Origin of the sequence: Enterococcus sp. 12F9_DIV0723, assembly GCF_002174375.1 — a bacterium.
GTDB lineage: Bacteria > Bacillota > Bacilli > Lactobacillales > Enterococcaceae > Enterococcus_A > Enterococcus_A gilvus.
Genome location: NZ_NIBK01000002.1, coordinates 688703 through 714660, shown reverse-complemented (window position 1 = coordinate 714660; position 25958 = coordinate 688703). Strand labels below are relative to the sequence as shown.

At 44.1% G+C, this 25958-nt stretch carries 16 protein-coding genes and 1 pseudogene; all 17 read left to right on the top strand.

Annotation, left to right across the window (positions count from 1 at the left end; translation table 11 throughout):
• Positions 1–6: 6 nt before the first annotated feature.
• Positions 7–630 carry an SIS domain-containing protein gene (locus tag A5868_RS16430; protein WP_010779216.1) on the top strand — a complete coding sequence of 208 codons (624 nt, stop codon included), beginning with the start codon at positions 7–9 and terminating at the stop codon, positions 628–630.
• Positions 627–1526 carry a 4-hydroxy-tetrahydrodipicolinate synthase gene (gene dapA / locus A5868_RS16425; RefSeq protein WP_086304935.1) on the top strand — a complete coding sequence of 300 codons (900 nt, stop codon included), beginning with the start codon at positions 627–629 and terminating at the stop codon, positions 1524–1526. Before A5868_RS16430 ends, dapA begins: the two co-directional genes overlap by 4 nt.
• The gene (locus A5868_RS16420; RefSeq protein WP_010779218.1) at positions 1523–2152 is read left to right on the top strand and encodes a bifunctional 2-keto-4-hydroxyglutarate aldolase/2-keto-3-deoxy-6-phosphogluconate aldolase; all 630 of its coding nucleotides are present in this window, start codon (positions 1523–1525) and stop codon (positions 2150–2152) included. Before dapA ends, A5868_RS16420 begins: the two co-directional genes overlap by 4 nt.
• A 21-nt stretch (positions 2153–2173) precedes the next feature.
• Positions 2174–4258 carry a BglG family transcription antiterminator gene (locus A5868_RS16415; RefSeq protein ID WP_086304933.1) on the top strand — a complete coding sequence of 695 codons (2085 nt, stop codon included), beginning with the start codon at positions 2174–2176 and terminating at the stop codon, positions 4256–4258.
• Between the two features lie 162 nt (positions 4259–4420).
• A complete protein-coding gene (locus A5868_RS16410; RefSeq protein ID WP_176281338.1) occupies positions 4421–5209 on the top strand; it encodes a CPBP family intramembrane glutamic endopeptidase in 789 nt (262 codons plus the stop codon).
• Positions 5210–5365: 156 nt separating this feature from the next.
• A complete protein-coding gene (locus A5868_RS16405) occupies positions 5366–5764 on the top strand; it encodes a VOC family protein (RefSeq protein ID WP_086304929.1) in 399 nt (132 codons plus the stop codon).
• A 314-nt stretch (positions 5765–6078) separates the two neighbouring features.
• A complete protein-coding gene (locus A5868_RS16400) occupies positions 6079–7611 on the top strand; it encodes a helix-turn-helix domain-containing protein (RefSeq protein ID WP_086305407.1) in 1533 nt (510 codons plus the stop codon).
• A gap of 110 nt (positions 7612–7721) precedes the next feature.
• Entirely contained in the window at positions 7722–13913 is a 6192-nt protein-coding gene (locus tag A5868_RS16395; RefSeq protein ID WP_086304927.1) for a SpaA isopeptide-forming pilin-related protein, read from the top strand.
• 111 nt (positions 13914–14024) lie between these two features.
• The gene (locus A5868_RS16390; protein ID WP_254908336.1) at positions 14025–14795 is read left to right on the top strand and encodes an HAD family hydrolase; all 771 of its coding nucleotides are present in this window, start codon (positions 14025–14027) and stop codon (positions 14793–14795) included.
• 257 nt (positions 14796–15052) lie between these two features.
• Complete coding sequence (locus tag A5868_RS16385) at positions 15053–15823, top strand: Cof-type HAD-IIB family hydrolase (RefSeq protein ID WP_086304923.1); 771 nt, start codon at positions 15053–15055, stop codon at positions 15821–15823.
• A 101-nt stretch (positions 15824–15924) separates the two neighbouring features.
• Positions 15925–17169, top strand: coding sequence for an MFS transporter (locus A5868_RS16380; RefSeq protein ID WP_086305406.1), 1245 nt, complete (start codon positions 15925–15927; stop codon positions 17167–17169).
• 284 nt (positions 17170–17453) lie between these two features.
• Positions 17454–19130 (top strand): potassium-transporting ATPase subunit KdpA, encoded by a 1677-nt coding sequence (gene kdpA / locus A5868_RS16375; RefSeq protein WP_086304921.1) that lies wholly within the window; start codon positions 17454–17456, stop codon positions 19128–19130.
• Positions 19131–19145: 15 nt separating this feature from the next.
• Positions 19146–21176, top strand: coding sequence for a potassium-transporting ATPase subunit KdpB (kdpB, locus tag A5868_RS16370; protein WP_086304919.1), 2031 nt, complete (start codon positions 19146–19148; stop codon positions 21174–21176).
• 16 nt (positions 21177–21192) lie between these two features.
• Positions 21193–21717, top strand: a complete 525-nt coding sequence (locus tag A5868_RS16365; RefSeq protein ID WP_086304917.1) for a potassium-transporting ATPase subunit C — start codon at positions 21193–21195, stop codon at positions 21715–21717.
• 71 nt (positions 21718–21788) lie between these two features.
• Entirely contained in the window at positions 21789–24356 is a 2568-nt protein-coding gene (locus A5868_RS16360; RefSeq protein ID WP_086304916.1) for a sensor histidine kinase, read from the top strand.
• 9 nt (positions 24357–24365) lie between these two features.
• Positions 24366–25058 carry a response regulator transcription factor gene (locus tag A5868_RS16355; protein ID WP_086304914.1) on the top strand — a complete coding sequence of 231 codons (693 nt, stop codon included), beginning with the start codon at positions 24366–24368 and terminating at the stop codon, positions 25056–25058.
• A gap of 166 nt (positions 25059–25224) precedes the next feature.
• Positions 25225–25958: pseudogene (locus A5868_RS18845) on the top strand (hypothetical protein); the annotation flags it as partial.

Genomic DNA, 25958 nt, shown 5'->3' with positions numbered 1-25958 from the left:
AAGAGAATGGAAATTACTACGAAAAAATTGGATGCGTACATTGAGGTCCTTCAACCAGAAATCAACGAATACATCAATCGGTTAGATAAGGAAAAAGTTGTTGAGGCATGTAAAATCATTTCTGAATCAAAAAGAAACCACGGACGAGTTCATATTACAGGTGTAGGAAAACCAAGTCATGTAGCAGAATATATTGCAGCATTGAATTCTTCAGTAGGAACACCTACGTATTATTTGGATACAACAGAAGCAATTCATGGATCAGCTGGGCAGGTTGTTCCTGGAGATGTTGTTATCGCGATCTCCAATAGCGGTCAGACGGAAGAGCTGAAGCGAACGGTTGAATCATTAAAACGATTGGATGCAAAAATTATCGGCGTTAGTGGTGGCGAGAATTCTTGGTTAAAAACGCACTCTACAGTATTTTTGTTAGCCGGCGTTAAGCAAGAAGGAGACGATTTGAACAAACCACCAAGAATCTCGATTTTAGCTGAAATTATTGTTTTGCAATGTTTGTCTATCCTATTGCAACAGGAAGAGCAATTGGATTTAGATAAATATTATCAGTGGCATCCTGGCGGGGCTCTGGGGGCATCTATTAAAGAGTTGAAAGAAGTGGACTCAAAATGAAAATAAAAGGGATTATCACAGCGATGGTCACGCCATTGTCAGAAAATGGAATCAATGAAAAAGCAACGCGAAAATTGGTCAACAAATTGATAGACAGTGGCATCCACGGGTTATTTATTTTAGGCACCAATGGAGAATTTTATGCCTTGAGTGAGGAAGAAAAGCTCGAGTTAGTGAAAATAGTGGTGGATGAGGTTGATGGTCGAGTGCCGGTATTTGCAGGTTCTGGAGGGATTTCCACAGAAGCAGTAATCAAATTGACCAATCAATTTGCAGCACTTGGAGTAGACGCCGTATCTGTCATAACGCCTTATTTGATCAAAGTAAGTGATGACGAATTAATTCAGCACTATAAAAAAATCGCCGAGAATACGAACCTGCCGATCATTCTCTATAATATTCCAGCCAATACAAAAATTTCAATCAGTGAAGCTGTCTTCAAAGAGTTGATAAAAATACCTGAAATCATCGGAATAAAGGACAGCAGCGGTCAAATCGATACAGTCAAAATGTATTTAACGTTGAATGAACGAGATGATTTTTCAGTTTTAGTTGGGTCAGATTCCTTAATTCTTACGGCTCTGAAAGCAGGAGTAGATGGTGCTGTTGCTGCAACCTCAAACGTTCTAACAAAAACAGATCTGGGAATTTATCACGCGTTTCAAAATAATGAGCTCGAAAAAGCAAAAATTCTACAAGAAAGTATTAATGATTTTCGTAGAATTCTAAAATTAGCTACAGTTCCGAGTGTTTTGAAATACAGTCTGGAGGTAACAGGAATACCTGTAGGAAGTCCTAAACGTCCAGTTTGCGATGTGCCGGTAACATTTGACTCCGAGATTCGAACTACACTGGCCCAATACAAAGAAATAGAAGGGATGAACGATTTATCATGAAAAAAATAGCGACACTAACAAGAATCAATGAAGAAAAATTGATGGCGATCATTCGGGTAGAGACGATCGAGCGAGCCGAAGAAATTGTTGATGGATGCCTCGAAGGAGGGGTTTCATGCTTAGAAATCAGCTACACGAATCAAAACGCCGGAACCATTATTGAACAGCTAAAGGACCGTTACCAAGAAAAAGTAGTCATTGGTGCGGGAACAGTACTTGACAGTGAGACAGCTCGTCACGCAATATTGAAAGGTGCGGAATTTATTATTGCACCAAACTTCAGCCATGCGGTCGCGAAACTGTGTAATCGATACCAGATTCCATATATGCCGGGTTGCACATCCATGACGGAAATTGTCGAAGCGCTTGAAGCTGGAGCAGATATGGTCAAAGCTTTTCCTACATCCTCCTTTGTCGGTCCCAAAGTAGTAGCCACGATCAAAACACCGATGCCCTATGTTCCTGTGCTCTCCTCAGGTGGCGTAACCACAGAAAATGTTGCGGAGTGGCTGCATTCAGGGGTAGATTGTATGGGCGTAGGAACCCTATTGTCTAAAGGAAGTAAAACAGAAATAGCAGAGAATGCTCGTTTATTGCGGAAAAAGGTAACTGAAAGTTTGAACTAAGCAAGAACAGGAGGAAACGAGATGCAAAAAGTTGATCAAAGAACACGTCAGATTTTACTCAAGCTGATTGAAAAACCGATTATCTCTTCTAAAAATTTATCCACCCATTTGAAGCTGACGAAAGTTCAAATTGATTATGTCATTACGAAAGTGAATGAATTGTTAGCTGAAGAAACGCTTCCTCCTGTTTGGTTTGATGGAAACTATTTTCACTTATCCGATGACAGTCGTCTATTTTTAGTTGAATTTTTCTCGAATGATCAGATTTATCGTCAATATGAGATGGATATTGACGAACGAAAAAAATACATTTACCTCATGCTTTTTTATCATACTGATGAGTATCTGTCAGTAAATCACTTTTTAGAGGTCCTAGATAAAGGGAAGACGACCTTCATAAACGATCTGAAAAAAGTAGAAAAAGAATTGGAATCTATCTCGATCCAAATAAACTATGATCGTAAGAATGGGTATACTTTGTCAGGAGACGAATCCCTTCTGCGGTATCATCTTATGAAACTAGTGCTGGAAGATTTACGCTCGGATAATGGTAGCTTCTTGTGGGACTACTTTCTATTTAACGAAAGCTCAATTGAAAAAGAACAAACCTTTCGCCAGATTTCTGATGAGCTCGATCGCTACTCGATTTCATTAGTTGAAAACCGCCTTCTTGAATTTAGTTATATGCTGATTTTTTTGTTGCCCCGTCTAAACAAAGAATGGGCAGAATTTTATGACAACTATAGCTTTCAAACTTTTTATCAAATGAAAGAATATGCTTTCTCTGTGAGTTTATTAAAAAAATTTTCAATCGAGAATAAGTACGCTGTCTTGTATATTTGTGGTTGGATGCTGGGAATGGCGATTGGAGATGCATCGGAAAAGACACCAGATTATTCCATCATCAATGAACTTGTTGAACGCATCTTTGATCGATTTGAACAATTGTCTGGTATTCGCTTTAAGGAGAAAAGTAACGTAAGAAAGCAGCTGTACAGCCATTTTCGGCCCGCTTATTATCGCCTGTTTTTCCATCTGCCAATTATCAATCCATTAAACAAGAAAATTATTCAAGAATATCCTGACTTGTTTCAGATCGTTAGAGAAACGATGAAACCAATCGAAAATTTATTTGGTACACGGATTCCAGATGAAGAGATATCTTTTTTAACTATCCATTTCGCTTCATTGATCAATGACAACGATGAGTATCAGGTAAAACGAAAGGTTGGAATCATTGTATGTCCGAATGGCATTGGCAGCTCTGCTATTATTTACAATGAATTAAAAAATTTATTTCCTGAAATGATTTTTATAGGACCCATAGAAACCAATGAAATTTATAAAAAGAAGCAAGACTATGATATGATTTTTACTACGGTTCCAAATATACGTCTGTTTTCATTAAAAAAACCAGTTTATACGGTCAATCCTATCATGTCCATCGATGAGAAATATAGTTTGGTTCAAGAAATTCAAAATAGTACAAGAAATCTATCAAGTGATTATCAATTTGAGGAGCTTATGAGCATCATAAGCAAGTATACGAAGATAGAAGACGAAGCTGTGCTGAGAAAGGAACTTGTTCGACATTTAAGACAGCCGAAAATCAATCACGCAAAACACAAATTGAATGAGAAATCAGAAATAACAGATTTACGGTTATCTGATATTCTTTCACCAGATTACATACAGTTAGGACTTGCAACGAATAGTTGGGAAGAAGCATTTTATGTTGCTGCCACTCCATTGATCGAAGCAGACATCGTTAGTCGTCGGTATATTGATAAAATCATTCAGACGACTTATGAAGAAGGACCCTATATGGTGATTTCTGATCATGTCGCTTTGCCTCACGCTCGACCAGAGGACGGAGTAAAAAAAGTGGGGTTAGGAATAACGGTGTTAAAAAAACCAATAAAAATATTAGGCCTGACAACGATGAAATATATCTTTACATTGGCTGCTGTGGACAATAAAAAACACTTATCAGCGTTAGCTGAACTTGTTTCATTGATTGATCAGCCCGAATTTTTCAAAATGCTTGATCACGCTTCTTCAAGTAACGATGCATACCAATGGATTAAAAAATATATTTACCCATAGTCTTAAAAAGCAGCTTTCAACACAGGTACCAGTATAAAATTTATTTTAACTAATTTGTTTATAAAATGGCTTTTTTTATAATAATCCCTCTCATCTAGAATCAAATATTTCCCAATTTTTTCAGAGTTTAGTATGATTGTTTTACAATTAGGGGGGAAAGTTATGAAGAGAAAGTCAGAGCTATGGGGGAAACTGATCATAAGCTGGATCATTGTCATTGTTTTGTTATTTATTATTCCTGCGATCATCCCCAAGAGCTTGCCAGTTGCTGGCAAATTGGTGATTCAAAATACGATCATGTTGATTGCTACGTATCTTTTAGGAAAATATTTGTTGAAAATTCGTCCGAAGTTCTTTTCTGGCAAACGATTTTTATCACAGATCATCGTGGTGCTTCCTGTTCTTTTATATTTAGCGGTCATGGTATTTGGGACAATGGTCAATCTGTCTAAGAGTCAGGGGAGTGTGGCGTCGATCGTTCTTAGTTCCGCGATTTTGGGGCTGTTTGCTGCATTATTTGAAGAACTTTATTTCCGAGTGGTCATGCAAACAACGATTTTTCGTTCTTATACGGGCAGTCAAGCGATCTACATGTCTGTGATCGTAACCAGTGTCTTGTTTTCTTTGAGTCATTTGATCGTGAACTATTCACCGGGAGATGCGTCCGGCGTATTGATGCAGACGGTCTCTACCTTCGGCTCAGGATTATACATGGGCGCGTTGTTTTTACGGACAAGAAACATCATCTGGCCGCTATTGCTTCATGGCGTCAATGATTTCACGAGTATTGCTGCGTCTGGCGGCAGCATCGCACCGACGAGTTCCACAGGTGGCGGAGGTATACTGGTGCAACTGTTAACGACCGTCGTATTTATCTTAGTGGCGTTATTTATTTTACGAAAAAGCAAGCACGCAGAGATCCTTGATCAGTTCAGTGAGAATGCGGGCTAATAGAGAAGGCGATAGTCTCAGAGACTGTCGCTTTTTTGTTGTTTAAAAACGTTGATGAGGCCCCTTACTTGTTCACTTTATTGCAAGCGATTTCTTTGTTTTATTCGAGGGATTTTTGCATAATAGAAGAAAATTTAAGTAGGGAGGTTAAGAAAAATGTCAACGATGGTATTTGCCAATTACCCAGTGAAAGATATCCAGGCCTCAACGGAATTTTATACGAAATTAGGATTTACAAAAGTAGAGGAAATGTCGAATGAGAATTCCAGTTCTATGCGATGGGACGACAATTTTTGGATCATGCTGTTGAGCCATGAGTTTTACGGGCTGTTCCTTAAAAATAAAGAAATTGCGGATGTCAGAAGTCAAAGCGGTGCATTGACGGCGTTTTCTGTGGAAAGTCCTGAAGTGGTGAAAAAGATCGCGGATGCAGCGAAAGCGAACGGCGGCGATTATTTTGCGGTAGACATGGGAATCCCAGAAGATCAAATGTTTAGTCTAGAGATCACGGATCTCGACGGCAACCAGTTTGAACCTGTTTGGATGGAGATGTAAGGCACCGTTAAAGTCACGGCTTTTTAGGAAGTCGTGACTTTTTTGCATAGGCACACGAGTGAATACCTAGTAAAAATGAGAAGGAAGAACCACTACTGCTTCTTTTTTAAAGGGAAATTATGAGAAACGAAATTTCAATTTTGCAAATCGTCGCTTTATTGGTTGAAATACTTTATTTTTTTTACTTTTTTCGGCGAAAGGATAAAAATACGAGTGTTTTGTTACCCTTTTTTTTATTTATTTACTATGATGCTAGCAATGAAAGAATGAATGAACGATTAGACAGGATCGAAAAAAAGGGATGGATACATGTCATGGAACGGAAAGATTTTTTTGAAAGTTTATTTGATCGGAAGACCTTTTACCAGCGCCGCATGCTGTTATTACTGAATTCGACGAACGGTCGGTGGGTGTCCAGCGAATGGCTTGGGGATCAATTGGGACTGAGTAAGCGCACGACCTTAAATACGATCAATGATCTGGCGAATCAAGTCGCAGTGTTTCGGCCAGATAAATTCACATTTGAACTCTCGAAAAGTCGAGGGGTCTCGTTGAATGTAGAAAATGACGCAGACATTTATGAATTGATCACATTCATAGTGAAGCAATGCGCAACAGTCGGTATGCTGGAGTCGCTGCTGACGGAGGAATTCGAGAGCGTCAAAAGTTACGCGATGCGTCACTTCATCAGTGAGTCGACCGTTCGCAGAGATTTAAACAAGATCCAAGAACTGTTGGCAAATTATTCCATAGAAATTGGTCGGGAGCGTGCGAAGCTGCTGGGGGAAGAACATCAGATCCGTATGTTTATGGGAATCTTTTATTGGAGCGTCTACCGAGGAAGTTCTTGGCCCTTCAAGTATGTCGATGAACGCCTGATGGAAACGTTCGTGGAGGATTTGCTCAACAACGAAGCAACTGTTTATCCGAAAATTCCGCTGGGGCATAAGAAACAAATGGCGTATCTATTTGCGGAAGCGACGATCCGCACGCGAAAAGGAAACTTTGTTCAGATGACCCCAGCGTTTGCGAAGCCGCTGAAGCAAAGCTTTTTATATCCTTGTTTTGAAAGAAGAATCGGAGAGCTTCACGGAATCGTCAACGACAAGCATTCAGAGATTCCGTTCTTTTTTGCCGCATGGCTGGTGCTCCCGGAAACGATGGACATTTTAAAAAAGGAGATTTTGGACCGTTCATTGGCGAAACTGGCAGATGAAAAAGGACCGATCTATTTAGCCACTGATCTCATGATGACACGGTTTCAAGAGGTCTTTCGTCCGATCGAGGAAGAGGAACAGGTTCGATTTCGAGCTTATGTCACAGGAAGTCATTATTTTGCCTACTATTTTAAAGGCTTCAACACGGACGTTACGGGCAACACGTATCGGCATACTTTTTTTAAACGGTACCCGAAGCTCGTTGCGAAGACGAGGCGTTTTATCACGGATCTCTATAGGGAATCTCGCAACCCTATTTTTTTAGAAGTGGATTATTTGCTGATTAGTTATTTGAGAAATATCTTCTTTTTAGACGAGCCTTGCCAGTATGAAGTGCCGATCCATGTCATGATTGAAAGTGACATGTCCGGTCTTTTAATGGAAAAATTCATCCAGCAAATCAATGGCTATTTTAGCTACCTCTACAATTTAAAATTCCATGATGTGTTCGACTGTCACGAGCTGCCGGTGGATGTTCTGCTGACGACGGGCAACATGGCAGAACTCTGCAGGGTCTATCCTGAAGCGGAAACAGTCGTCGTTTCTAAAGCATTGTCTATCGTGGATATGTCTCGGATCAATGACGTGTTAGAGGGAGTTTCGGTCAAGAAATACGGGAGTGATTGTTGAAATTTTCAAAAATGATTCTGAAAAAGCGCGTTTTTTGAAAATAACAGGTGCAATTATTTGTTATAACAGTCAATGGCGCTAGTTATCAAAAAGTAAGGGAGTTAAAGAAGATGACAAACAAAAAACGGGTAGATAAATGGGTCTATGGATTTATGACCTTTTTGATCTTATTGAATTCATTGACGCCTTTAACGTCGTTGGCTGAAGAAAAAGAGTCTCCTTCGCTGAAGTTGGAGAATGTTTCCAAAGGTCAATCAGAGACTCAATTAGAGTTGACGCTTCAAACAACGGAGACAACAGATAAAATACCTGTGAAGATCCGCTCGTCACAAGCAATTATTGATCACGCGGAACTTGAACAGAATGGGCAGACGACTGCACTGACTGTTGAAAATGCTCAGCAGATCGAGATACCAACTGCGGCAAGCGGAAAAGGTATTGTGCACTTGTCGTTGAAGCAAGAGCGTTTGAAGGACCTTCAGCAAGTGGACTTCAGTTATCAAGAGCAGACAGTCAGCTATCAATTTCCAAAAACAGACACAAGTACGTCCGCCTCTTCAACGAGTGCTTCAAGCGATGCACCTGAAGCCAGCAGTGCAGACGACTCAAACACAAGCAGCACAGTGCCTCCTGCAACTACGACCACGTCAACAAGCGAGACGGCGCAAAGTACACAGCCGTCTGCTTCATCTGAACCAAAAAAATCAGATAAAAAAGCCGCCAAAGCAGAAGACGGAACGGACATTCGGACGTATTTTCCCGGAGGAAGCGGGACGATTTTGACAGGGTCAAACCTCGTTTATCTTGACGATGATGGAAATATCATCGAGCCGCCGGTGCCAGCGAACACGCATGTGCGGATTTATTATGCTTGGAGTATTCCAGAGGAGGTTCGCAGCCAGATCAAGGCGGGGGACTATTTCGATTTCAAGCTGCCGGAAGAGCTGCGTCCGTCAAAACCTCTCAATGGGGAATTGAAAAATGCGGATGGCGAAGTGTACGCCACCTATACCGTTGATCAGGACGGCAATGTTCGCTTTACCTTTACGGAGGAAGTTGAAAACCAAAGCGATATTAATGGAAGCTTTTATTTTGATGCACAGTTTGACCAGGAGCATATCGACGGACCGGGAGATATCACGATTCATTATCCTGTGGAGGATGATATTCCGCCAGTCGATGTAGAAATTCGTCCAGATACAGAAACTTCGATCGATAAGAAAGGGCATTTTGATCGTACCCCCAATCCTAACAACGTGGAATGGACCGTCGATGTCAATCAGTCGATGGAGCATTTAACAGATCCAAACGTTACAGAAAACTGGCCTGAGGGGATCAATTACAAATCAGTCAAGGTCTACGAACTGGTCATGAATCTAGACGGGACCGTAAAGGAAGTCGGTCGTGAGCTAAATCCGAGTGACTATACCGTAGACGCAAATGGGAATGTCACAGTCAAAGGCGATACGAACAAAGCCTATCGACTCGTGTATCAAACCGCGATTGATGACTCAGCCAAGCCGGAAAACGGCGGCAAAGTCAGCTTTACGAATCACGCGACCTTGTCGGATAAAAATGACCCTGATGGGATCGACGCGAAGGCTACAGTGACGACAAATTACGGCAAACCCGTGGAAAAAAGTATGACGGGCTACGACCCTAATGGACAAATATTCAATTGGGAGATCAAGTACAACTACGGAGAGAAGCATCTTTCTAAAGATCAAGCAACGATCACAGATACCATCAGTAAGAACATGGACTTGGTGGACGGCTCCGTGAAACTTTACCCGATCACTTTTGATGCGCAGGGACATGAGACAAAGGGCGCACCGTTAGAAGAAGGAAAAGACTACGAATTGGTTCCAAATCCCGATGGTCACGGCTTTAAAATAAACTTTTTGCACGACATCGACCAAGCGATCATCGTGGATTACCAAACAAAGGTCAATGGTATCGTCACAGATCCGACCCAAGTGGATAACAGTGTTGCTACTGGGACGGGAGATACAGGCAGTGATTCAGGGACAGCTCAGCAACAAAACGTCATTAAAAATTTGACAGATGTGGATTACGCGACACGTAAAGCGGGCTGGCAGATTGCTATCAATAAAAATCATTATTACATGGAAAACTTGGAGCTGACAGACACGTATTCACCGACTCCGGGATTAACGATGTCCATGAAGGCAGATGGAAAAACGCCCGATCTTGAAATTCGCGACGTGACTGGCAATAAAGTGTTGGAGCCTGGCAAAGACTATACGCTTGAATTGACCAAAAATGCAGCAGGTGAAGAGACCGGCTTCAAGATCGTCTTTCTTAATTCGTACAATCCGACAAGTTCTGAATTTGTGATCAATTATCACACAGACTTTGATGTGTCATTGTTGGACCCCAACAGCCCAGACAAGGACCGCTTTAAAAACAATATGGGGGCTGATTGGAAAGACAAGTCTGGAAATGACCATCATTCAGATGGCAGTCACGACTTTAAACCCAACGATCCCTATCAATTGAACGCGCAGAAAAGCGGGCAATACAACGCACAAACGAAAGAGATTACTTGGACGATCGCTGTTAATTTAAGCGGGAACCCTTTAAAAGAAGCGCAATTAGTCGATCAGATCCTTAAAAATCAGGCGTATGTGGCAGGTTCAGTGAACGTGTATGAGGCAGAAGTCAAAAAGGATGGATCGGTAGAAAAGAAACAACCGGAAACCTCTGTTAATCAGGACATGAAGACACTCAATGAACCCAGTGAGAAAAACGATCAAACCTTAACGATCGATTTTCCAGAAAACGTGGCAACGACCTATTTGATCGAGTTTAAAACCTCCGTCGCCGGAAAAATCATCGAAGGCTCGAATAAGTATGACAATGTTGCGCAGTATGAAAACGATCATGATGAGCGAGATGTGACTGGAGAAGTCAGCGTAAAAAATGGCGGAAAGTATGTTCAAAAGTCTGGTGAGCAGGATAGCAAGAACCCCGATTACGTTGACTGGAAAGCCGTGATCAATCCTTCGCAGTCCACATTGAGCGATGTGGTGATCAAAGACGAACCCACGGAAAATCAAGTCATTGACCAATCGTCAATCAAGCTTTACGAAACAACTGTTGCCGTTGATGGAACGGTCACGCCAAACTATGATAAGCCACTGACCTTGAATGAAGATTATCAGGTGGCGCTGACAACGGACAATCTGACAGGCAAGCAGGTGTTGACGATCACGATGCTTCATAAGATCGACACCGCCTATCAATTGGAATACAAGAGCTACATCACCTCAAGTGCCAGCGGCAGCAAGGACACCGTCTCAAATAAAATAACTGTCACTGGAGACAATGAACAGACGATCTCTGGTGGAGACGGGGAAGACGTGACGGTCGAGGTGGACCACAGCGGCGGCTCTGCGAATGGGAAAAAAGGCAAGCTGACGATCCAGAAAACAGAAGCCGATGAGAAAACAAAACTGACTGGGGCAAAATTCCAGTTATGGAACACAACCAAAACGCAAATGCTGCGTGAAGGCGAAGTCGACAGTAATGGACAATTGACATTCGGCAGTCTGCCTTATGGTGAATACTTGTTGATCGAGACGCACGCACCAGAAGGCTTCACGATTTCAGATGAGCTCGTCGACGGCCGCAGAATCACGATCAATGAAAAAACGTCTGCAGAAAATGCAGCGCCATTAACGATTCCCAATGAGCGGTACAAGGTGATCCTGCAAAAAACAGACGCGAACGGACAACCGATCAAGCTTGAAAATGGCATCACGGCAGGTGCACGTTTTAAACTAGAGCGATTAGATCCATTGGCGCCAAACGGTTCTTTATGGGACCCGGTAGCCTTAAATCCAGATCGTACGAATAGTGACGGGGTTCTCGAAATCGACAGCCTGCCGCTAGGATTTTATCGGATGACAGAGATTGAAGCACCTACTGGGTATATGATCAACACCGCGCCTAAATACTTCCTGGTATATCGCAACAGTCGGCAGCAGGTGCCGCTGAATAAATTTGATTATCCAAACTATCAAGGCAGTGCCGAATTGATCAAAAAAGACAGTGAAGGCAATCCTTTAGCAGGTGCCGAATTTGATGTGATCGACAGCAAGGGCAAAAAAGTCAATCAGCAGCCGTTGGTTTCACAAGCGGATGGGAAAGTGACAGCGACAGGCTTAGCACCAGGAGATTACAAGTTTGTTGAAACCAAAGCACCTTCAGGATATATCCTCAATTCCACCGAGGTACCCTTTACCATCGCCTCTGGTGCTCAAGACAAACCGAAAACCGTGACCACACAGCCAGATGGCAGCCCATTAGAGCTAACAAATGAGAAGGGTGCTGTCGAATTTGTGAAGAAAGACAACGCTGGCCGTTCGTTGTCAGGTGCCGAGTTTGATCTATTAGACTCAAAAGGCGACAAGGTCAATCAGACACCGCTCACCTCGGACGAGCAAGGGAAAGTTCATGTGGATCATTTAGCGCCCGGCGCGTACACATTTGTGGAAACGAAGGCCCCTGAAGGGTATGTATTGAATGAGAAAAAATTAAGCTTCACGATCGATGCCGCCCATAAAGGGAAGGTTCCAGTCATCGAATTATCAGATTTTATCAATTACAAGGGCGGTTTCCAACTCGTCAAACGCAATACAGATGGCGACGGCTTAGCAGGTGCCGAATTTACTCTTTATGACAAAGATAAAAAACCACTAAACAAAACAGCCGTCAGCGATAAAAACGGGAAAGTGACCTTCAAGGATCTAGCTCCCGGCAGTTATTATTATCAAGAAACCAAAGCGCCAACTGTGACAGAAGGTTCTGATTATGTCATCAATCCGGCGTTGATCCAAGTGACGGTCACTGATCGTGCATACGGTGAACCGGAGATTCAACAAGAAGGCGACTTCCAAAATTTCCGTGGACGAGCACAGATCACGAAAGTCGGAGAAGGCGGATCGATCGCTGGTGCGGAATTTGAACTGTATCACATCGTCAACGGCGACCAAAAGCTTGTACGGACGATCACTGTACCAGAAAATGGTCTTTTGAATATCTCAGGGTTAGGTGCAGGAGAGTATCTCGTCAAAGAAGTAAAACCAGCACCGGGATACATTCTGAATCAGCAGCCGATCTACTTTGTCGTCAAGGAAAATGCGGATCAAGACCCGAACATCGACAACCTTGATTTCAAGAATTACGAATCAGGAGTCATCGGACGTAAAGTCGACGATCAGAAAAAGGCGCTGAAGGACGCAGCCTATCAAGTCTATCGGGCCAACGATCAAAATCAGCCGCAAGGAGATCCGCTTCCTGTGAAGGATCGCGAAGGCGCCGAGTATCCTGACAACACGATTTCTTCAGACGAAAAAGGGGAGATTTACTTCCAAGGCTTAAGTCAAGGACATTATGTGATCGTTGAGACCAAAGCGCCTAAAGGCTACATTTTGGGTACGACGCCGCATCCTTTCGATATAACTGGACAATTAGGAAAACCTGATAAAGTCAATTTGGGCGATTTCGTGAACGAAAAGGGCTCCGTCTCATTGACTAAAAAGAACGACCATGGACAGGTTCTTGCGGGAGCCGAATTTGAAATTCAAGACAGTAAAGGAAAAACACAAACGGTCTTGAACGAAGCAGGAAAGGAAACAGAAAAGCTTGTTTCTAACAAAGAAGGCAAGGTCGTTGCGACAGGATTGGTTCCTGGCAGCTACCAGCTCGTTGAAACGAAAGCACCAGAAAATTACGTGCTCAATGAAGCAAAAATCACCTTTACTGTTCCGACAAAAACGCAAGGCAAGCCAAAAACGATCACTTTAGCAGACGTTATCAATTATCAGGGGTCAGTCAAATTACAAAAGGTTTCTTCATCTAATGCTGCTCTATCAGGAGCTGTTTTCACGCTGCAACACGACAATGGCAAACAAGTCGGAGAATACACCTCTAACAAGCAGGGGCAACTCTCAGTAGACCGCTTGGCGCCGGGAACCTATTACTTTACTGAGAAAAAGGCACCCACTGGGTATGCCCTCAGTAAGGAGAAACGCCGATTTACTATTGCATCTTCAGAAAAAAACAAACCGGCAACCATAGATTTAGGAAAATTTGTAAACACAGAATCACCGAAAGCACCCGACGTTCCCAAATCATCCAATAAACCAACGACCTCCGAAACAGCAAGCGGAAGTTATCCGAAGACAAATGACACACGAAATCCGTGGCTTCTTGTCGCAGGTGTGGGAATCGTGTTAATCGCGGGAATTCTATATTACAGAAAACGAAAGCATTAATAAGAACGACCTAGAGCAGTGACAGGGCTTTAGGTCGTTTTCCTATTGCAGAAACAATGAAAGCGTTATATTCTTGATGGAAGTAGTAAGAAAATGCGAGAGGATGAGTGGATGAAAAAAAGGATTTTTTTTGACTTGGACGGGACCTTGTGTCGCGGCTACGGTTTGGAGCTAGAAACAGAAATAATCGAAGCCTTTGAGCGCTTGCGAGAAACGGATGTCCAGCCGGTCATCGCGACAGGACGCAGCTATTATGAAGTCAAACCTATTTTGCAGGCATTGCAGGTCAACGATTATGTTTTATCAGATGGGTGTTATGCTTTTTTTAATGGAAAGGAGATCGTGAACGAGACGTTTTCTTCGTCTGAAGTTGAAGCGATTCTCTCGGTCGCGGCTGAAATGGGTGTTGCCGCCGGTTATTTTAACCAGCAAGGGTATGCTGTCACAGAAATGACAGAAGAAGTAACCGAACATGGCGCTCTTCTAGGTCAGAAAAATGTTCCGATCGCTCCAACGTTTTATCAAACGCAGCCTGTCAATTTTATGAACCTGTATATGGACAGTAAAAAAGAAGATCAAGTGACGGGAAAACTAGAGAAGATAGCTGATCGTATTCGCTTCTCTCCTTTAGCGGTCAGCCTTTTGCCAAAAAATAGTTCTAAGGGAACGGCGATCAAGAAAGTCTTAGATCACTGCGCCACCTCAGAATCAGTGACCTATGCCTTTGGAGATAACGACAATGACCTGACGATGTTCCAATTAGTGGATCATAGCGTCGCCATGAAGCAAGCGACGGAGGGCTTAAAACAACAAGCAACCTACATTGCGAAATCTGAGCAGGACGTGATAGAAGGATTGAAACATTACGGCTTGATCTCGTAGAAAAATTGCGACGTTTACGGCTTCTATGGTATGCTTCTTAGTGAACTGGAAAATTGGAGCTAGGGTTCCGCTCAAGCGAGGACTGTGACCGAGGGCTTCATCTTTTACCAAATGTAAAAGGCACCTATTGATATAAAAAATCCGAGGGGAAAGGTTCAGTGTATTTGTGATGCACTGACGTTTCTCCTTTTTTTTGTGTTGACGACTCGTCTAGGCATCCAACTACGACAAATTTATTTTGGAGGAACGAGAGGGATATGAAGAAAGTAGTATTTTTTGATTTAGACGGGACGTTATGTTCAGGAGGAAGTCTGCAAGTGGAGCCAGAGGTCTTAACGGCTTTTGAGGTGTTGAGAAAAACCGAGGTTCTACCGATTATCGCGACTGGCCGCAGCTATTATGAAGTCGCAGAGCTGCTGGATCTACTGAAGGTAGAACACTATATTTTATCCAATGGCTGCTTTATTCGTTTCGGAGAGAAAATCCTTCAAAACGTGGGATTTACCCAACAGGAAATAGAGGCTATTTTGGTGATCGCAAGTGAGAATCAGGTTGCCGCCGGTTATTTTAATCAACAGGGATTTGCGGTGAGCCATCTTTCGGAGGTGGTGGAGGCGCACGTGTCCTACATGGGGATCACGGATGTTCCCATCGCGCCGAGGTTCTATCAACAAAACTTCGTCAATTTTATGAATCTGTATTTAAGTGAGGAAGCAGAAGAACGCATTTACCCAAAAATCAAACACCTAGCAGACGTTGTCCGATTTGCCCCATTGGCGATCGATGTGCTGCCAAAAAAGGTCTCAAAGGGAACTGCGATTCAACGCTTGCTAAAGGAGCTGCCTAGCACGGAGCTGGAAATTTATGCTTTTGGCGATCAAATGAACGACCACAGTATGTTTGAACTGGCGGATTACAGCGTCGCCATGAAGCAAGGGTCATCGGCATTAAAACAACAAGCAACCTATGTCGCCAAAACAGAAAAAGGCGTACTCGAAGGTCTGAAGCACTATCATTTGCTTCCTTAAAGATACTAAAGTGTGAGAAGGGAATGAGACTTTAGGCGGATGCCCTTATATTAAGAATTCGTTAAGCTGAATGTATTCAATATGAGGGAGTGGGAAACGTTGTGAAGGGAAATCGAAGAAATATTAGTTATTTGATGTTGGGGCAAGTCATTTCAGTGTTCGGGGGTGCGATCCTGAGATTTGCACTGTCGTTATTTGTATTAGATATTACAGGACGGGCGGATATTTTCGCCACTGTCTTGGCTATCTCAAGTATTCCGGTCTTGTTTGCGCCAATAGGCGGAGCGATCGCTGACCGGTATGACCGTAAAGTGCTGATGGTATTGATGGATGTGTGTAATGCGATCATTGCAGCATTGTTATTTTTAGTTGTTGGGACCTCTCAATCAATTTTTGGCATCGGTCTGCTCATTTTTATTCTCGCGATCATTGGCAGTTTTGATACACCGGTGGTGGGCGCGAGTATTCCTCTATTAGTAGAAGAAAGTGAGCTGGAAAAAATCAACGGGCTATCAAATGGGATTCTGCAATTGTCAAACGTTGTTGCGCCGATCATTGGCGGGATCTTTTATGGATTAATGGGTGCGAAACTATTGGTCGCCAGCAGTGTCGTGTTCTTCGTGATCGCAGCGATTATCGAAAGCTTTTTGAAGATTCCTTTCGAAAAACGCGAGAGCTCTTCAGGGACCGTGATGCAGATTTTGACGGACGATTTAAAGGAGGGCTTCAAGGAAGTCAAGAACAATCAAGTGATCTTTAAGTCGATCCTCATCGCAGCCGCAGTGAATTTTGTTTTGACGTCTTTCTTTATAGTAGGACTTCCTGTTATTTTACGAATGACCTTACAGGTGAATGATACAATGTACGGCGTTGGGATGGGCGTATTTAGTTTGGCTAGTATTCTTGGAGCCATCTTCGCAGGACCCTTGACGAAGAACGTTACGTTTAGTAATTTTTACCGTGTCTTTACGTATTCAGGGATCGTCCTGCTAGTGACCAATATTCTGCTGAGTATGACCAACGCAACGGTCGGCTTCTTCCTTGTACTAGTTATGGAAATCATTATCGGAATGATGGCCAGTGCCATTTCGATCTACTTGATCACGCTGGTCCAACGAATCACGCCGAGGGAAAATTTAGGAAAGGTCATGGCGACCATCGTGGCCGTCGCCCAGTGCGCGGTGCCATTAGGACAATTATTGATGGGCCTCATCTTTAGAAATTCAGCAGCAAGCGTATTTATCCCTGTCCTGCTGATCAGCGTGCTGGTTCTCCTGATCTCAGGCGTCTGTTATTGGCTGTTTAAAGAAACCAAAGAAAGTGACCTGAATCCAGTGAAAAAGTAGCTAGTAATAAAAACAAAAACAAGGTGCGACACCTCGTGCCTTGTTTTTTTTTGCGTTTCCCATGCTTTAACCCCTTGAAGACCGTATAAAGATCGTGTAAAGAAATGGCATCAAGTTTCACACTATCTTTAGGTCTTTTTTTTTATGCTTAGAAGGTAAACAAAGGCCCCTTGATTTAATAAGCGGGGGTAAAAGGAGCGAAATGAAATGACGATTATTTTAGGAATTATCGGACTTCTAGTTATGATCTATCTTTTCTGGTTTTTATTTAAGGGGGAAGAGTTATGAGCAGTATCATCTATCAAGGACTATTTTTCTTGTTTGTTTTATTACTATTAGCGGTGCCGCTGGGCTGGTACATCAAGGAGATCATGCAGGGCGCGATCCCAAAAGGCGTGCGGTTTCTGCAGCCGATCGAGAGAATGTTTTATAAGGTGATCGGCCCCATCAGCAAAAAGGAAATGTCCGCCAAACGCTACGCGATGACTATTTTACTGCTTAGTTTTTTCTCGGTGGTGTTATTGACGGTTCTATTGATGACGCAGCACTTTTTGCCGGGGGGCGCAGCGGTAAAAAACCTTTCATTTCCCTTAGCCGTCAACACGGCTGTAAGTTTTGTGACGAACACGAACTGGCAGGCCTATGCAGGTGAGACGACTTTGTCGAACACGTCTCAAATGTTTGGATTGACTGTACAAAACTTTGTTTCGGCAGGTGTGGGTATCTCCGTTTTAGTGGCGTTGTTGCGAGGAATCTCGCAGGTGAAAAAGAAAGCGTTAGGAAATTTTTGGCAGGATTTGACTCGCAGCTTGGTGTATATTTTGCTTCCGTTGGCGATCGTTTTCGCCGTGTTGCTTATTTCACAGGGAACAGTGCAGTCCTTTCGATCAGGCTTTTCTTATCAAGGACTAGAGGGAGGAAGCGCGTGGTTACATTTAGGACCGGTGGCTAGTCAAGTGGCGATCAAGCAGCTTGGGACCAACGGCGGCGGTTTCTTCGGTGCCAACTCCGCCTATCCCTTTGAGAATCCGACGATTTTCTCAAACTTTTTAGAAACGATCGCGATCCTATTGATTCCAGCCGCCTTGATTTTTACTTTTGGCTTCTGGGTGAAGGATTGGAAGCAGGGCCGGACGATCATGGTCGTTTCCTTGTTCTTCCTGTTACTTGCGTTTATCGGTGTCGCGATGAGTGAATACTATGGACCAGAATTTGCGCGTGTCCTTGGAGCGGCCAATATGGAAGGAAAAGAGGTACGCTTCGGTGTCGGCTGGTCCAGCTTGTGGTCCGTCGCAACGACTGCCGCCTCCAACGGCTCGGTCAATGCGATGCTAGACAGCTTCACACCATTGGGGGGCGCTATCCCAATGTTCTTGATGCAGTTAGGAGAGATCATCTTCGGCGGCGCCGGCAGCGGTCTTTATGGCATGCTCGCATTTCTGCTGCTTGCTGTTTTTATCGCTGGACTACTTGTGGGACGGACGCCAGAATATTTAGGAAAGAAAATCGAAGCCTTTGATATAAAAATGGCGAGTTTAGTTATTTTAACACCCTTGATGCTGACGCTTTTCGGGGCGATGGCCCTAGTCCTGCATCCTGAGGTCATGAGCTGGCTGACCAATCGCGGCCCGCATGCATTCAGTGAATTACTTTATGCTGCAACCTCTTTAGCCAATAACAATGGTAGTGCCTTTGGTGGATTAACCGCAGACACCACATTTTTAAACGGTTTGGGGAGCGTATTGATGACTGTCTCAAGATATCTGCCGATCGTCGCGATCTTGTTCTTGGCTGAAAACATGGGGGGCAAAAAGAAAGCCGCCTCGAGCTCTGGAACCTTGTCGACGGTCAGCCCAACCTTTGTCTCAATGCTGATTATCGTTATTTTAGTGATCGGTTCGTTAAGCTTTTTACCCGCTTTGGCCCTTGGACCAATCGCAGAATTTTTTACACTGAACTAGATGGAGTGAATAAAAATGAAGAAAATCTATCAATGGGCGGTGGGTCAGTCCTTCAAAAAACTAGACCCGCGCCAGCAAATTAAAAATCCGGTGATGTTTGTCGTCTATCTGGGCGCCATCATCACGACCGTATTATGCTTTTACCCCATGCGTGTACCGGTTTGGTTTAGCATCTCTGTGACACTCTTTCTCTGGTTGACCTTGCTCTTTGCCAATTTTGCTGAAGCGGTTGCCGAAGGGCGCGGAAAAGCGCAGGCGGATAGCTTGAAAGAAGCGAAGAAGGAAGTCATGACCTACAAAATCAATCGCTTAGAAGATATTAAGGACGAGAATTTTATCGAGCTTCGTTCCTCTGATTTGAAGCGCGGCGACTTGGTGTACGTCCGTGCCGGAGAACAAATTCCCGCAGACGGTGACGTGATCGAAGGCGCAGCCTCTGTTGATGAAAGTGCCATCACCGGCGAATCGGCACCTGTTATTCGTGAATCTGGCGGCGATAGAAGTGCGGTGACTGGTGGGACAACGGTGGTCTCTGACTATTTGGTGATTCGAGTGACTTCCGAAAATGGGCAATCGTTTTTGGACAAAATGATCGCGATGGTGGAGGGCACCCAACGAAAAAAGACACCGAATGAGATCGGACTGCAAATTTTCTTGATCACACTGACGATCATTTTCTTAACCGTCTCCATCACATTAGTTCCCTTTACGGCTTTTAGCAGTCAGCTATCTGGAAAGGGAGAGGCGCTATCAATGATCATCGTGATCGCGTTATTGATCTGTCTGGCACCAACGACGATCGGCGCCTTGATTTCCTCTATTGGGATCGCTGGCATGAGCCGTTTGACAAAGGAAAATGTGATTGCTATGAGCGGTCGTGCCATTGAGGCGGCGGGGGACGTCGATGTTCTTTTATTGGATAAAACAGGAACCATTACACTGGGCAATCGACGTGCCAGCGAATTCATCCCCGTCCACGGTGTCAGTGAAGAACAGCTTGCAGACGCTGCGCAGTTGTCCTCCTTGGCAGATGAAACGGCAGAAGGACGAAGCATTGTGATCCTAGCCAAAGAGCGATTCAATCTACGGGAAAGAGCGTTCCAGCAGTCTGAAGTGAAATTTATTGATTTCAGTGCGAAGACACGAATGAGCGGTATTGATTACCGCGGAGATGTGATTCGCAAAGGTGCGGCGGATACCATGAAAAAATACGTGCAGTCCAACGGCGAAAGCTACCCCGCTGGATGTGATGAGATCGTTGATAAGATCGCGCGATCAGGGGGAACGCCGCTAGTAGTGGTAAAAAATAATCGGGTGATGGGTGTCGTCTACTTGAAGGACATCGTAAAAAATGGCGTCAAAGAAAAATTTGGCGATATGCGTAAAATGGGCATCAAAACCATTATGATCACCGGAGATAATCCTTTGACGGCTGCTGCGATCGCCGCGGAGGCTGGTGTGGATGATTTTCTGGCAGAAGCAACGCCAGAGAACAAGATGGATCTGATTCGTGAGTACCAAGAAAAGGGACACCTTGTCGCCATGACAGGAGATGGGACCAACGATGCGCCGGCACTGGCACAAGCGGATGTGGCGATGGCGATGAACACTGGAACGCAGGCCGCCAAGGAGGCGGGGAATATGATCGACTTAGATTCAAGCCCCACAAAGCTGCTGCAGGTCGTTCAAATCGGGAAGCAATTGTTGATGACGCGGGGCGCCTTGACCACGTTTAGTATTGCCAACGATATCGCCAAGTATTTCGCGGTGATACCCGTGTTATTTTATAGCATCTATCCGCAACTGGATCGGTTGAATGTCATGGCATTAGGCAGTCCCTTGACGGCGATTTTATCCGCAGTTATCTACAATGCGGTAGTGATCGTGGCGCTGATCCCACTGGCACTAAAAGGCGTGAAATATCAAGAAAAGCCGGCAAGTCAAATCTTGCGGCACAATCTACTCGTCTACGGGCTAGGTGGGATCATCGCGCCATTTATTTTTATCAAACTAATCGATGTGATCCTTTCACTGATCATTTTATAACGAAGGAGCAAGTACAATGAAAAAGAGTATTTTAGGCAGTCTGCGTTTTCTTCTATTGAGTGTGATCGTTTTTGGCGGGCTCTATACGGCGGCTGTTACTGGGATCGGTCAATTGTTTTTTTCAGACCAAGCGAATGGTAGTCAAGTCACAAGGAACAACCAAGTGGTCGGCTCAACACTCATTGGTCAAGAATTCAAGCAAGCCCAGTATTTTTCCGGCCGCAGTGAAAAAGTCAGTCAATTGTCTCCCGTTTCTTCTGAGCAAAAGAACCTAATCGACGCACGGACCAAAGCCGAGCTGGCAAAAAATCCGACAGAAAAGAATGTTCCAAATGATCTTGTAACAGCTTCAGCCAGCGGCGTCGATCCGAATATCAGTCTAGAGGCAGCAGAATTCCAAGTTTCGCGAATCTCCAAAGAACGAAAGGTGAGCCAGCAGAGCATTCGTACTATAATAGAAGAAAACAGTCAAAAAGATTGGTTTTCTGACCGTCATTATGTCAATGTTTTGCAGTTGAACTTGGCATTAGATAAACTGTAAGTAGCAGAACAAGCAATTCTCTGACCGCGATCAATGGTTAGGGAATTGTTGTGGGAGAAAGGGGGACGCTGATGGAAGAGGAAAACAAACAATTAGGAGACGCCCGACGCGGCCGTTTGCGTGTGTTTTTCGGTTTCGCGGCAGGGGTTGGGAAAACCTACGGAATGCTGGCGGAGGCGCATGAATTGCTGCTGATGGGAAAAAATGTGGTGGTGGGCTACGTTGAACCCCATGACCGACCAGATACCAATCGCCTACTAGAAGGATTGCCGCAGATCCCTCCGAAAAAAATTCGTTATAAGGAAATCCTGTTAAATGAGCCGGATATTGATGAAATCATTCGGCAAAAACCGGAGATCGTTTTGATCGATGAATTGGCCCACACGAATGCGATAGGCTCGCGAAACCGCAAACGGTATCAGGACGTAGATGAATTGCTGAATGCGGGAATCGATGTGTTCACGACTGTCAATGTGCAGCACATCGAAAGCTTAAACGATATCGTTGAAGAGGTGACGGGGATCGAAGTGAAAGAGACAGTCCCCGATACCTTTCTACAACAAGCAACGATCAAGGTCATAGATGTGGAGCCGGATGAATTGATCGAGCGTCTCGAGCAGGGAAAAATCTACGCAAACGAAAATGCGAAACGGGCGTTACAAAATTTCTTCATTCCCCAAAAATTAGACCAGCTGCGAGGGCTGGCAATCCAGCGTGCCTCTGACCATATCAATCGGATCAGCGGTAAACGAACCGGAATCCAAAATAAATTACTAACGGTGGTAAATGATACGTTTCCTAAAATGACTGAAAAGTGCATTCGCTGGACCGCTCGTTTGGCGCAAGGACTAGGCGCAGAGTGGACAGTGATCCAAGTACGTTTGCAGGACGATACACCCACCAATATCCCTCTAGCTGAAAAGCTTGGGGCGGAAGTAATCAGCATCGAGGAAGAGGACAGCTTCGAGACCATCGTGGAGTTCGCAAAAATGACCGGTGTGACTGACATCATTATGGGAAAGAATCTGCGGCAGCCTTGGTACGAGAAGCTGTTTACGGAAGCCTTTGATGATCGGTTGCTGCGGCGGTTGAGCGACACGGAATTGCACTTGATCCCCTTTAATGAGGAAAAACATTCCTTGTTTTTTAAAACACGCAAAGTCATTGAAGGCGGCGGAAAAGATCTAGGAATCGCGATCGGCGGTGTTTTTTTAGCAACGATCGTGACGGAGCTGATGAAATACATCCATGTGGGTGATCAAAACTTGATGCTTGTCTATATCTTCTTTATCCTGCTTGTGGCACGCACGACTTCAGGTTATTTTTGGAGTGCCTTGTCCTCGATTTTGAGCGTGCTATCCTTCAACTGGTTTTTTGTCGCACCGCTGTATTCACTGACGGTTTATAAGCAGGGCTACCCCATCACACTCGTCATCATGTTCGTGGTGGCGCTGATGATCAGTAATCTTATGGTTCGATTAAAAAAACAAGCGGAGAGCGCCATGGAGAAAGAACATCAAATGGAGATTCTCTATGAACTAAACAAGCAATATGTTTTGGCGGAGAGCCGGCAGCAGATTCTCGATATTTCTGCGACGTATTTGTCCAGACTGCTTGAACGAGAAGTGATCATTTTTGATCGTCAGGCCAAATTGGAGAGCAATCACCGAGTGGATCAGCGCCCGTCCCTCTTGGATACGAAGGACGAAGCAGCGGTGGCCTTTTGGTCTGCAAAAAATCAAAAGGAAGCCGGTAATGGAACGGACACCTTGATCGGGGCAAAAGGTTTCTATTTACCGATCGTCGCCAGCGGAAAAACATTGGCTGTTTTAGGGATCGAACGAAACGCGGGTCTTGAATTAGAAAACGATCAGTTGAATTATTTGAAGCTTGTTTTGACGCAGATCGCTGTTATTTTAGAACAAACAGAATTGAAGGACGAAAAAGAACAGGTCGAATTAGAGAATGAGCGGGAAAAAGTCCGCAGCAATTTGCTGCGTGCAGTTTCCCATGATTTGAGAACACCGTTAACTGTTATTTCTGGAATTGCCGAAACCTTAGGTGCTGGGAATGAATTAAAAGAAGAAACACGAAAAAAACTGTTAAGTGATATCCAGGAAGAGTCGCAATGGCTGATTCGTATGGTGGAGAATTTGTTATCTATCACGCGTATCAATATGGACACGATGAAGGTGACGAAAACAGCGGAACCGGTAGAGGAAATCATTGAGGCGGTGTATAAGCATCTAAAAAAGGTCTATCCTGAAGGACAGGTGGCGGTCCAATTGCCAGATGACGTGATTTTCATCCAAGCAGATCCTATTTTGATCGAGCAAGCACTCTTCAACCTTGTAGAAAATGCTTTCCGACATGGTGAGAAAGAGCAACCAGTAAAACTGACTGTTTATCAAGAACAGGGGCAAACGGTTTTTGAGATTGAGAATCACGGGGAAATCCCACTGAAGCAATTTCAAAAAATCCAGTCGAATCTTTCCAGCGCAAACGAAGTGTCGGTGGATTCCAAAAATGGGCTGGGGATCGGATTAAGCATCGTAAAGACGATCATTCACGCCCACAACGGAAAAATGACCATCGATGTAAAGGAAGGCAAGACGCTTGTTAGAATTTATTTGAAATGAGGAAAGGCTATGAACCCATCTATTTTACTGATTGAAGATGATCCGAATATCACGGATTTTATGGAAGTCGTTTTGGATCAAGCGAGGTATCAACTGACGATCGCACGTACTGGAATGGAGGCGTTGACGGCTTTTCAGACGACCGCTATTGATTTGGTGCTGCTGGATCTAGGGTTGCCGGACATTGATGGCATGGACCTGCTGAAGATCCTTCGCAAGCGAATGGAGCTGCCGATCGTGATTATCTCAGCTAGGAACAATGAAGAAGAAAAGGTAAAAGCTTTAGATCTAGGCGCGGATGATTATGTCACAAAACCCTTTGGCACCAACGAACTGCTTGCCCGCATTCGTACAGCTCTTCGACATAAAAATACGCAAGCAGCGACTTCTCCAATAATAGAAAATAACACGTTGTCGATTGATTTTGAAAAGCAGCTAGTCTACAAGGACGGACAAGAGATTCATCTGACAAAGAACGAATACCGAATTTTGGCGTTGATGTTTCGTCAATTAGGAAAAGTCGTGACGTACCAAACGCTGATGACAGAAGTCTGGGGGCCTTATAGCAACGACTCTCAAACGCTGCGGGTGAATATGTCGAATATCCGAAAAAAAATCGAGACGGACACATTGAAACCTGAATACTTAGTCACGGAGATCGGTGTAGGATATCGACTCCGAGACCATCGCACCGACCGATAGCCTATTTCAAAAAACAGGGATCTCTGCATGAATGGAGATTCCTTTTTTGTGTAGAGAAAAGTTGGACTTTATTTAAAATTAGAGGATTTCCTATAAAAAAAGCATAATATAAACACCGTTATTCAAGTTATTCTCTTTACAGATATCAAAGAAAAGAGGAATACACTTGAAAAGAACAGCCCTTCTATTTTCCACCTGTTTGCTTTTCGCTGTACCACTGTCACCTGCAATGAACGTAAAAGCAGTGATGACAGAGGAAACACCAATAACTGCTGCGCAAGCAACATGGGCAAATACAAATAACATCACATTTACCGATGCTTTTTCTCTATTTAATTCGGGCGTTGCGAAGTTGCCTTTAGGCAAGCCCGTAAAAGTATCCGCGACCGTCTCTTTTTCAGGAGACATCGAAGCGATCCGTCAGGCGCAGATAGCATTCGAGAATGTTGGCCAAGGTATACAAATCGACTATGATTCAATCCTTCAATTTAACGAAAATCAAAAGCAAGCGCAGTTCAGCTTTTTTATTACGCTGATCGAACCGATCCCCAACGGTGAGACGCGTCTGTTCACTGTAAAAGTAGCCGATAATCGCCCTGGAGATACGAACCATTTAACGCCATACAGCCAACGCCAAACAGTGATTGAAGACAAATCCTACGTTTCGCATGACAGCACTCCGCCTGTACTCGTTCCTCCTACGACCGAGCCGAGCACGGAACCAAGTACCGAGCCGAGTACCGAGCCGAGTACGAAACCAAGTACCGAGCCAAGCGCGGAACCAAGTACAGAACCAAGCACCGAGCCAAGCACGGAACCGAGTACCGAACCGAGTACCGAACCGAGTACCGAACCAAGCACCAAGCCAAGCACGGAACCAAGCACAGAACCAAGTGCCGA